General features: G+C 47.4%; 9 protein-coding genes. All 9 read right to left on the bottom strand.

The features are described from left to right. Nucleotides 1-75: 75 nt before the first annotated feature. Nucleotides 76-1,371, bottom strand: coding sequence for a PQQ-dependent sugar dehydrogenase (locus D2V93_RS07065; RefSeq protein ID WP_245978121.1), 1,296 nt, complete (start codon nt 1,369-1,371; stop codon nt 76-78). 218 nt (nt 1,372-1,589) lie between these two features. Then, nucleotides 1,590-2,345, bottom strand: a complete 756-nt coding sequence (locus D2V93_RS07060; RefSeq protein ID WP_072882986.1) for a sulfite exporter TauE/SafE family protein — start codon at nt 2,343-2,345, stop codon at nt 1,590-1,592. Nucleotides 2,346-2,535: 190 nt separating this feature from the next. Continuing rightward, on the bottom strand, nt 2,536-3,816 hold the full coding sequence (locus D2V93_RS07055; RefSeq protein WP_119618941.1) for an NAD(P)/FAD-dependent oxidoreductase: 1,281 nt from the start codon (nt 3,814-3,816) through the stop codon (nt 2,536-2,538). 143 nt (nt 3,817-3,959) lie between these two features. After that, complete coding sequence (locus tag D2V93_RS07050) at nt 3,960-4,790, bottom strand: N-acetylglucosamine kinase (RefSeq protein WP_119618940.1); 831 nt, start codon at nt 4,788-4,790, stop codon at nt 3,960-3,962. Nucleotides 4,791-4,798: 8 nt separating this feature from the next. Then, nucleotides 4,799-6,724 carry a glucosamine-6-phosphate deaminase gene (gene nagB, locus D2V93_RS07045; protein ID WP_119618939.1) on the bottom strand — a complete coding sequence of 642 codons (1,926 nt, stop codon included), beginning with the start codon at nt 6,722-6,724 and terminating at the stop codon, nt 4,799-4,801. A gap of 18 nt (nt 6,725-6,742) precedes the next feature. Then, nucleotides 6,743-8,554 carry a sodium:solute symporter family protein gene (locus D2V93_RS07040; RefSeq protein WP_119618938.1) on the bottom strand — a complete coding sequence of 604 codons (1,812 nt, stop codon included), beginning with the start codon at nt 8,552-8,554 and terminating at the stop codon, nt 6,743-6,745. A gap of 180 nt (nt 8,555-8,734) precedes the next feature. Beyond that, the gene (locus tag D2V93_RS07035; RefSeq protein ID WP_119618937.1) at nt 8,735-9,583 is read right to left on the bottom strand and encodes a fumarylacetoacetate hydrolase family protein; all 849 of its coding nucleotides are present in this window, start codon (nt 9,581-9,583) and stop codon (nt 8,735-8,737) included. A 79-nt stretch (nt 9,584-9,662) separates the two neighbouring features. After that, a complete protein-coding gene (locus D2V93_RS07030) occupies nt 9,663-11,090 on the bottom strand; it encodes a Gfo/Idh/MocA family protein (protein WP_119618936.1) in 1,428 nt (475 codons plus the stop codon). Nucleotides 11,091-11,106: 16 nt separating this feature from the next. Continuing rightward, the coding region (locus D2V93_RS07025) for a 3-keto-disaccharide hydrolase (RefSeq protein WP_147377364.1) at nt 11,107-11,826 on the bottom strand (720 nt) is incomplete at its 5' end.

Raw genomic sequence — 11,826 nt, 5'->3', positions numbered from 1 at the left:
CAGCATCAGGTTTGATGCTGCCCTTTTATTTTTGATCTATCGGGAATTACCCATAAATCCTTCCTATTGAAAATCTTAAAGACCGATGCGATAGATCACAGCACCGCCACCATCGGTCAGGGCATAGAGTGCCCCATCGGCCCCGTCCAATATATCCCTGAAACGGTGGCCTTGACCTTCCAGTAAGCGTTCTTCACCCACTACCCTATCGTCCTCGATCACCAAACGCACGATATGTTGGCCACTCAAAGCCCCCAAAAACAAATTGTTGGTCCATTCTGGAATGGCATTCCCCGAATAAAAATCCATACCGCTTGGCGATACCACGGGATCCCAATAATAAACAGGCTGTTCCATACCATTTTGTTGTGTGATGCCTGAACCGATTGCCGCACCACTATATTCCAATCCATAGGAAATAGTAGGCCAACCATAGTCGGCCCCTGCTTCAATGAGGTTGACCTCGTCCCCTCCCCTTGGACCTAGCTCGGATTCCCAAAGCTCCCCAGTGACAGGATGTACTGCCAATCCCTGTACATTTCGATGTCCATAAGAGTATATTTCGGGCAGAACCCCATCCTCACCCACAAAAGGATTTCCACTTGCGGGTGCACCATCTGTGGTAATCCGGAGCACCTTGCCCAAAGCGGCATCCAATTCCTGGGCCTCCCCTCGGGTTACCCTACTTGACCTGTCGCCTGTGCTGACAAACAGGTTTCCTTCGCCGTCCCAAGCCAGTCGCGATCCATAATGGGCCGTGCTTTCAAATTCGGGTATGGCGGTATAGATCACTTCGGCATCCTCAATGGCAGTTTCGCTATCCGATAATCTTCCTTTGGCAACTGCCGTGGCCGTGCCTCCTGGCCCATTTTGTGAAAAAGACCAATAAATCATTCTGTTTTCCTGAAAGTTTGGGTCCACCGCAACGTCCAGAAGCCCCCCTTGGCCCGAGCTGTTGACCGCGGGGATTCCTGTAATGGGGGAACTCACAGTTCCCGAAGTTGACACCAACCGCATGGTGCCTGCCTTTTCTGTTACCAGGATACGACCATCCGGCAAGTGGGCCATCCCCCATGGATTGGATAGTCCCGAAGCAAAAACGGTAACCGTATAGGTGGTCTCTGTAGTAACCCCATTGATTCTGGTCTGGCCTTCAAACGCAGGGGAGTAATCTGTATTGGGATCATTGGTTTCCACTGGGTCCTGTGGTTCTCCTGGTCCTTCTGGGTCGTCATCGTTCGGGTCTTCTGGTTCATTGGGCACCTCAGACTCCAAATCTGGAGGGCCATTATCCGAACCACAAGAATATACCATGCCCCCTAATAAGACACAAAGGTCTATCAATACTATATATTTTGCTGAAAATTTCATAGAATGCTGTTTTTAGTAAGTTACCAAACATGTGTTGACCACAGCACTTATTTAACTTTTTTCAACGAAATCCCCTTCATTTTCATGCAAATAGCCTTTGATAAGGGATAAAAAGGAGTTTGGTCCGTTACTTCGGGAAACCTTGACGCATTATCGGTTTTGGACCAGTCCAAAAAAAGGGGTTGACATGTTGGGATAGTATGCCTCTGGGAAGTACCCTAAATTTTGATTCCGAATCCATGCAACAAGATCAGTCTCAATCCCACATAAAGCACCAATATACCTGTAAGGACACCCAAAAACTTCAGGTTGAACTTTTTGTTGGACAAATATGATCCAATAGCACCACCTACGACCACAGCAATGATGAGCTTGAACATCAGTTCTTGGTTCAGTTTGAAAGTACCGGCCACGTTCAATCCGATCAACCCCGAAACGGAGTTCACCAAAATAAAAACAGAGGCCAGGGAAGCGACCACTCTTGGATTGGCCCACTTCAACAGGTTGAGCACTGGAGAAAGAAATATACCTCCTCCTATTCCCGATATGCCGGAAAGCAGGCCAATGCTGCCGCCCAAGAGAAGTTTCTTGGGGTTTGAAAACTCCCTTGACTCGAGTTTTTTCTTCACGAATCGCAACAACATAAAAATGCCCGCCAGGATCAAAGCACCGCCCAACACTAAAAAAAATGACGTCTGGGAAAGCCTCACCTGTGCGCCCAAGTAGGCAAAAGGGATACTGACCACCAAAAATGGCCAGAACATCTTTAGGTTGAAAACCCTGTTTTTGATAAAGACCAAGGTGCCGATGGTGACCACACAGATGTTCAAGATCAAGGCCGTGGACCGTATTTCGTAAAAATCGGTCAAGAACAGACTCAAAATGGCCAAATAACTGGATCCGCCCCCGAAACCTACGGAGCTATAAAAAAGGGCTATCAGAAAAAAAACAATCGGTAAATATTCTATGGACATATCGACTTTCAGCTTGGGTAAAAATGCTCATTTTTTTGAGCACTCATCGCAATTTATAAAAGAATGATGGCCCAATGTAGGGATATACAAACTTTAAGATGGTTGTTTTGTCCGACAATCCCCATGTCAATATTTGCAATACAATCAAAAGCAGTTGTGAACCAACTGTATTTTGGAAATATTGAAGAGCTCAAGCATTGATATTTTCCCGTTCCTTGGGTTTGATGATCATCCTAAAATATTGATCACGGTAGATATAATAGCCGATCCAGTTGAAAAAGGCCCGTATTCTGTTCTTAAAGTTGACCAACCCCATAATGTGTACAAAGATCCAGATGAGCCAAGCCAAAAATCCCTTAATGGAATTCTTTTGGCCCGGAAAGTCCAATACAGCCTTATTTCTTCCTATGATGGCCAAAGACCCTTTGTCCCTGTACGAAAAAGGTCTCCACTTCCCATTGTCTACCTCTAGGTTCCTTGCCAAATTCTTAGCTTGTTGTAGTGCCGGTTGTGCCAATTGGGGGTGTCCGTTCGGAAAGATTTCATCACCGGAGACCAACGCACAATCACCCAGGGCATAGATATTATCGTAACCTTCCACCAAATTATAGGCATTGGTCTTAAGGCGGTTGCCTTTGCCAAAGCTGTCCTTTTGGAACCCATCAAAAGTCTTGGCTGAAACCCCTGCGGCCCATATGAGGTTTTTGGTCTGGATCTCTGTTCCGTCGGACAAATAGACCTTTTCATTGTCGAAGTCCTTTACAAAGGTGTTGAGCTTGATCACAACCCCATACTGCCTGAGTTTTTTGAATGTATATTGCTGTGACTTTGGCGACATGGCCGCCAGTACGGCGTCTTGCCCATCGATCAAATAAATCCCGCCAAGGTCCTCTTGGCTCAGTTCGGGGTAATCTTTCTTTAGGATGGAAGTACTCATTTCTGCAAGAATTCCGGACAGCTCAACACCTGTAGGGCCTGCACCGGCAATAACGAAGGTCAACAAACGCTTGCGGTCCACTTTATTGGGCAAACGAGTGGCACGATCCAATCTCGTAAGAATGGTATTTCTGAGCGAAAGGGCATCGCTTATGGTCTTCATGGGCAGACTGTATTTCTCAACATTCTTGTTGCCAAAAAAATTGCTCTCCGCACCAGTGGCCATCACCAAGATGTCGTAGGACAGCTCCCCGTTGTTCAAAACAATCTTATTCTCCAAAGGCACCACCTTCTCCAAACTTCCAAGCCTGAACCGGACACTTGGACTTTTTCTAAGTATTCTCCTAAACGGGTAACTGATAGCGGACGGTTCCATAAAGCCAGTGGATACCTGATAGATCAATGGTGGAAAAAAGTTATAGTTGTTCACATCCACCAATGTGACGTCGTATTTCTTTGAGCTGCCCAATCCTTTGATCAGTTCAAGTCCTGCGAACCCACCTCCCACAACGACAACTTTTTGCTTACTTTCCATCAAAAACGTCTTTACTTCAAAAGTACGGGTATAAAATTGCTTCTTTATTAAACCAGTTTAATAAATTAAAAATCCATAATCATCATTGTACCCTGAAAATGGTATTGTCGCATAAGTCATTCAAAAGCTAAAAAAAGAAATGTTCAGGACAGCGTTGTAAAATATTGGATAGGATTTTTGATAAAGAAAACTGTGTCGTACCCTCTTTTACGGGCTTCATTTTGAATTGTTTTTTGCAGATAAAAGGCAATTGAGCCTATGAAGTATATGGGATGTCGCTGCATTTCCTTTTTGTATGGCCCCAACACATGTTCAAAAACCTTATCAACCCCATCTTTGATCATACCTTGCATGAAAACATGTTCTTGGTACTGGACCATGAATTGGGCAAAGTTGGCCAAGTAAGAGCTGGGGTTGTCCCCGTGATAGAGTTCTTTTACTATGGTATTGTCCTCCAGATCATACTGGTCCCCAAAAATTTTTCGGAGGTCAGTAGGCATGTAACCATAAGCATGGCTGCGGAGAAGTTCTCTTCCAAAGTAATTGCCGCTTCCCTCATCCATAACATGAAATCCCAGATCGGGCAATCGCTTATGGATTTGGGCACCGTCAAAAAAACAGCTGTTGGATCCCGTTCCCAAAATGCAGACTACACCCGGTAATCCTTGGCCACACTTCACGGCCATTTCCAAATCATCGGCAACTAACACATTTGCTTGCGGAAAATGCTTTTGGAACAAATCACCCAACCTTGATTTGGATTCATCATGATTGCCACCGGCACAATAGAACTCTACCCTCGACACACCTTGTGGAATATCTTTTCTTACTTCTTGAATAACTGTTTCTATTTCCATATCGGAGAGCAACATTGGATTCACCCCTATGGTCCTCTTTTGAAAGATCCCTACACCCTTGGAGTCATGTCCGAGCCAATCACATTTGGTGGAGCCACTGTCCGCAATCAAGACCATGCCCGAACCTATTTTTTATAGAAATCATATCGCACAAAAGCCTCCATGGCAGCGTAACTGGCCAATCCAAGGGACTGGTACCGTTGTGCTGTTTCCTTGTTCCTGTCCTCGGCACGTACCCAAAATTCCCTGAGGTCCTCCCCTTGGAACATGACCCCATCCTTTTGGGTCTGGTGAAAAAATATGGCCTTACGCTTTCTCAGAACCTGCTCCGGACTCATCGGAACTGCCATCTCTATCTCGTGGGTATCCCATTCATGCCATGCACCACGGTAGAGCCAAACCCAACATTCTTCCATGAAAGGTTTTGACTTCAACACATCCAAGGAAGCAAATAGGGCCTCCAAACATACGCGGTGGGTTCCATGGGGGTCTGCCAAATCGCCCGCAGCATAAATCTGGTGTGGCTTTATTTTTTCTATGATATCGTTCATGATCTGAATATCCTGCTCCCCTAGTGGGTTCTTTTTGATAGTGCCAGTCTCATAGAACGGAAGGTCCAAAAAATGTACCTGACTGTCCGGTATACCCATATATCGTGTGGCACCATAACTTTCACTCCTTCGGATACTTCCCTTGACCTTTCTCACCGCTTCCGAATCAAAGTCCATGTCCGTTTTGTTCCCCAAATCTTGGATCACCTGTTCAAAGTATGCTGTGGGTTGAATGGAATTCGCCACCTCGGCAACTTTTAACACCTCATGGTCGGCCACCGCAATGTTACCTGAGGTTTGATAGACGATATGCACCTCGTGCCCTTGTGAAACCAAACGATCGAAAGTACCCCCCATGGAAATCACATCGTCGTCTGGGTGGGGACTGAAAATGATCACCCTCTTTTTCGCAGGTTCCGCCCGTTCGGGACGGTTGCTGTCATCTGAACCGGGTTTTCCCCCAGGCCATCCCGTTATGGTATGTTGCAGACGGTTGAACGTCCTAATGTTGATCTCGTAAGAGGACTCCTCTGTGCTGAGAAGGTCCGACATTCCATTGTCATTATAATCCTTGTCGGTCAATTGAAGGATGGGCTTACCCTTCCTTTGGCTCAGCCATACCACAGCTTTGTGGGTCAGGTCCTTGGTCCAATCACAGCTCTGCACCAACCAAGGGGTGTCAATGCGTGTGAGATTTTGGGCCGCTTCCTTGTCCAGAACAAAAGTGGTATTAGGATGTTCCTGCAAATAGGTGGCAGGCACCTCAGAACTTATCTCTCCTTCCACGGTTTCCTTCACAATCTCCGATTTGTTCTGGCCCCAGGCCATGAGTACAATCCGCTTAGCCTTTCTGATAGTGCCTATTCCCATGGTGATGGCCTTTCTCGGCACATTTTCAAGGCCTTTGAAGGATCCAGCGGCATCCACTCGTGTAATGTGGTCCAAAGTGATGTCCCTTGTGGCCGAGTTAAAGTGGGATCCAGGTTCATTAAAGCCAATATGACCCGTCCTGCCTATACCCAACAGTTGAAAATCAAGTCCCCCGGCTTTTTCAATCTCTCGCTCATACGCCCTGCAGTATTCCTGTACCGCATAGGAGGGGATGGTTCCGTCGGGGATGTGCACATTCTCCGCTGGTATGTCCACATGGTCGAACAAATGCTGGTGCATGAAATAGTGGTAGCTCTGGATATTGGCTTTTTCCATGGGATGGTACTCGTCCAAATTGAAGGTGACCACATTTTTGAAGCTAAGTCCTTCTTCCCTGTGCATGCGCACCAGTTCCTCATACACCTTTATGGGCGAGGAGCCCGTGGCCAGACCAAGTATGCACTGAAGGCCCTTGCTCGCCCTGTCCCTGATCAGATCCGATATCTCTCTTGCCACTTGTAACGATCCTTCTTTCGAATCATCAAAGATGACATTGTGTATTTTTTCAAACCGAGTAGCTTCAAATTGCCCTGCAGGCTCATGTTGAATTGACTGTTGACCCGTTCCCATAATTTAGTTTGAAGTATTTTATCTAATGATTGTTTTAATTTTTTTCCATAAAAGTGAAAGACTCGTTGCTGAGACCACGACAATGATGCTCAAGACCGATGCCCATAACCATTTCCCATAAATCCAATAGCCCATCGCGAACAGGGCACTATATATGAGGACTGTTCCCAAAAGCATTGCCAGTATTCCACTAGGCACGCTCCATTTTTCCCCTGTTTCCAAATCGATTCCCTCTTTTTTTCCCTGTACAACAATCTTGTTCCACCCCGGGCCTCCCGGTCTGATCTTTTCGCAGAACGCATAGAGTACATCCTTGTGCTCCGGTGAAGTAATAAAAGTGGCCACCAACCATACAACTGTCGTCAGCAGGACCACAAAGGGGTATTCGGACCAACTGGGTAGGAGTCCCCCATCAGCAGCAAATAAAAAGTCGCCCAGAGGTGTCAATTTGAGTGCCAACGAGAGTATTCCCGAAGCGAACATGGCCGTGATCTCGCTCCAAGCATTGATCCGCCACCAAAACCATCTCAGGATAAAAATCAGTCCTGTCCCGGCCCCAAAAACAAGCAATATCTCAAAGAGTTGGAGCGCATTTTGTAGCAAGAGTGCCAGTGCGGCACTGAGAATCATCAAAACGACTGTGGAAATCCTTCCTACGGCCACCAACCTCTTTTCCGATGCCTCTGGATGGACCCTGTCTTTATAAAAATCATACACAATGTAAGACGAACCCCAATTGAGCTGGGTGGATATGGTGGACATGTATGCTGCTATCAATGAAGCCAGTACCAGACCCAAAAGCCCTGTGGGTAATTTGGTCAACATGGCGGAATAAGCAAGGTCGTGCCCAAGCTTATCCTCGGAAACTATCGGAAAAGCCTGTTGCAAACTTTCAAGGTCCGGAAAGACCACCAGTGAGGCCAAAGCCACCAAGATCCACGGCCAAGGTCGCACGGCATAGTGCATGATATTAAAGAAAAAGGTGGCCGCAATGGCATGCTTTTCATTTTTGGCCGAAAGCATCCGTTGGGCGATATACCCCCCGCCTCCCGGTTCCGATCCCGGGTACCAAGAACTCCACCATTGTACCGCCAAGGGGATAATAATCAAGGTGACCAATGCCTCTGTGTTGTCCAGATCGGGCACAATTGCCAGTTTTTGTTTCACTTGGGGATTGGACAACATGGCGTCCAAACCACCAACTTCTGGGATGTTCACCAAATAATAGGCAGCACCCACGGTTCCTGCCATGGCCACAAAAAATAGGACAAAATCGGTGTACACCACTCCCTTAAATCCCCCAATGGCGCTAAAAGTGACCGTGACGATTCCTGCGATGAAAACAGTCTGCCAAGGCTCCAGCCCCAACATAATGCCCCCAATCTTGATGGCCGCCAAGGTGACTGCCGACATGGTGATCACATTGAAGATTACCCCAAGGTAAACGGCACGAAATCCCCTCAAGAACCGGGCCGGTGCCCCTCCGTATCTCAGCTCATAGAACTCCAGATCGGTATTCACATTGGATCTTCTCCATAACCTAGCATAGATAAAAACGGTTAACAGACCTGTCAACAGAAAGGCCCACCATACCCAATTGCCCGCTACCCCGTTGGTGCGGACGATATCCGTGACCAGATTGGGGGTGTCTGTGGAAAAGGTGGTGGCCACCATGGAAATGCCCAAGAGCCACCATGGCATTGATCTTCCGGAAAGGAAGAACTCGGAACTGCTCTTTCCCGAACTTTTCGAGACATAGAGGCCAATCCCCAGCGTAATGGCAAAGAATGTGATTATGATGGCATAATCCAGCAGTTGTAATGTGATCATGATTATGGTATGGAAAGGTTGGCAATGGGCAATAGTTATTTTCTGTAGGGAAAAGAATGGGCAGGGAGCAACCCCTGCCCGCCTTCATCAACTAACTCAACAACTAAAAACTAACTATTCAAATAACAGTATTGGATTCTTGCTATGTACCCATCGAGCATAAAATCAAAAAGTCCAATCTTATGCATTATGACATATTTGTTTTTGTCTGCCCAAATGTTCAACTTCAAGCTCGACAACATCATTCAACTTTAGGTATACCTGCGGCTTTTGGCCCATGCCAACACCCGGGGGGGTGCCCGTAAGAATCAGGTCACCCTCTTCCAAGGTCATGAACTGGGATAGGTAATGGACGATGAAATGGACAGAAAAAATCATGTTGTCCGTATTGCCAGATTGCATAAGCTGTCCATTTACCCATAGTTTCATGTCCAGGTCTTGGGGATTTTCAATGCGGTCCGCATCCAACAAAAAGGGTCCTATAGGCGTAAAATTATCAGATGATTTGCCCTTCGTCCATTGGCCCCCTCTCTCCAATTGAAAAGCTCTTTCCGAAACATCGTTGGCCAAGCAATACCCAGCAATACAATCCTTGGATGCCTCTATCGAATCCAGATATCTGGCCCTTTTGCCTATCACCACTCCCAGTTCCACTTCCCAATCGGTCTTTTCGCTTCCCCTGGGAATCAAAATAGGATCATAGGGCCCGACCACGGTATTGCTTCCCTTTTGAAAGATGATTGGCTCCGCAGGAATTGGCATTCCTGCTTCTTTGGCATGGTCCGAGTAATTCAATCCTATGCACATCACCTTGCCTGGCCTTGCAATTGGGGCTCCCCATCGTTCTTCCTCTCCTACCAATGGCAAATCTTCTCCCCGGGAGAGCAATTCCTTCACTTGGGCAAGACCATCAGTCGCAAAAAAATCCCTATCAAAATCCTTAAAGTAGGCCGATAGGCTGTATCGTTTATCATTTATCAATATTCCTGGCTTCTCCATTCCCATCTTCCCGTATCGTATCAATTTCATATTGAATATATTTTGTTGTTTTAAAAAATAATAGCGTTCCTACCGCTCGGTCATTGTCCGTGCCGATCAATGGATATCTTTAAAAATCGCGATAATCTCCTGACAGATATTGGTTGGCCTTTTCTTCCTTGAACCGGGCCGCTTCCGCATCCCAATGCAGGGTCTCACCAGGGAAACGGCCAGCAATGGTGCCCAGCAAAATGGTCTCGGTCAACCGTGCCCCATAATCGAAAGGTGCCGTAGTGGTGGCCTTGCCCAAACAGGCATCCACAAATTGGTGGTAATGCTTTGGGCCTTCGGTTTCGTAATTTCGGATGGGCTCGCCCATGTTGTTGGCCGCCGATACCTTGGCGATCTCCTTGGAGATGTCCACATACTTGCCCTTCACGATCTTTTTGGGCAACTGCATGAAGTGGGGAAGCAGCAACCTGCCTTTTTCACCAACGAACATGGCACCCTGTTCAGGTAGTTCGCCCTCTCCGGCCACTTTGGTGTCGAGTGACATCTTATCGGCTACACTCTCATCTTTTTTCGGTTTTGTGTCCACTGTCTTTTTAGCACCAGGCAAAACCAGATCTTCATGCATGTCAGGAACACCAGGGCCATCATACCAAATCCACTTGAAGGATTTTGAGGTATAAGGAGTACTTGGAAATTCATAGGTCACCACATTGTTTTCCGGGTAGCTGAAACCGTTGGTGGGCCTACACTCAGTGGTGATGGTGGTCGGCACGTCCAATTGCAAAGCATTGTATGGTGTATCAAAAATATGCACACCCATATCGCCCAAAGTCCCACAACCATAATCCATCAATTTTCTCCAATTGCCCGGGTGGTACATGTCCTCTTTATAGGGTCTTTCCTTGGAAGTGCCCAACCAAAGGTTCCAGTCCAACTGGGCAGGGACGTTGTCCTCCCCTTCGGGAAGCGGCCCATCATATCCCCAATTTTTGGGAGACCATGCATGCACGGTGTGTACCTTTCCGATGATTCCGGATTGGATCAGCAAGGTGGCCAGTTTGTAATCATAAAAAGAGTGTACCTGGATGCCCATCTGGGTGACCAGTCCCTTTTCGGCCGCCATCCTTTTCATTTCCCGTGACTCGGACACGTAGTGGGTCAATGGTTTTTGACAGTACACAGGTTTGTTCATGTTCATCGCCATCAACGAAGCTGGCGCATGGGTATGGTCCGGTGTGGAAACGATCACGGCATCGATTTCGTCGCCCATTTCCTCCAACATGGCACGGTAATCAAAAAACACACGGGCACCGGGGTGCATTTTGTGTGCTGTGGACAGGTTGATGGCATCCACATCGCAGAGGGCGACCACCTCGACCGAGGCATGCGATGAAATCGCCTTGAGATCCTCCATCCCCATATTGCCCACGCCAATGTGGGCCGTTCGTAACTTTTCTTTTGGGAAACCTGCTTTTAAAATAGAAGGTGCCAACATGATCCCTAGGGCTCCCACACTGCTTTTTTTGATGAATTCTCTTTTGTTCATGGTTAGGTATTGGAGGTTATAGTTTCTTGATTTTTATGTTTCTGAACCAAATGGGGCTCGAATGGTCTTGCAAAGCGATGTAGCCCGTTTTGAATTTTCCGTAATCGGGGGCATTGTCCCATTTCCCCGAGGCCTTCTTGGCGTTCCATTCCTCGGACCACGGCACGAACTCCAACAGTTTCTTGCCATTGAGCCAGTGCTCCACCTTTTCGGGGGTGAACACGATCTTGGAAGAATTCCATTCCCCTACCGGGTTCAACTGTTTCTGGGATTCGTCCGCCACGTGCATGGCATAGTCCGCCCCTGTCCTCTGCCAGTCCTGGAGCAGCTCGGGGTGCTCGGCACCAAATTGCGAGTTGTACCCTGTCAGATCATGTATCCTGGCATAGTTCTCGTCATCGATGATCTGATATTCCGGGGCCACCACGGGGGGGCCGTCATAGCCTTCCTTCACATGGTAGAAAATGCCACTGTTGGCCCCTTCGGGGATCTTCCATTCCAGATAGAGCTCGAAATTGTCGAACTCCTCGGCACCATATATGATGTCCTTTCCACCGGTATAGTCCTGTTCCATGCCCAGTTCGGTGTCGAAGGTCAGGATGCTGTCCCTGATGGTCCATCCGGGGGGCAGGGAGTCCATGTTGTATCCTCTCCAACCTTCCAGACTGGTACCGTCAAAAAGATGGACCCATTCGGCTTTCTTCTCTTCAGGTTGGGCGGTTGTTGTTTCTTCTGT

Origin of the sequence: Flagellimonas taeanensis (genome assembly GCF_003584105.1) — a bacterium.
Taxonomy (GTDB): domain Bacteria; phylum Bacteroidota; class Bacteroidia; order Flavobacteriales; family Flavobacteriaceae; genus Flagellimonas; species Flagellimonas taeanensis.
This window is presented reverse-complemented; position numbering and strand designations above follow the sequence as displayed.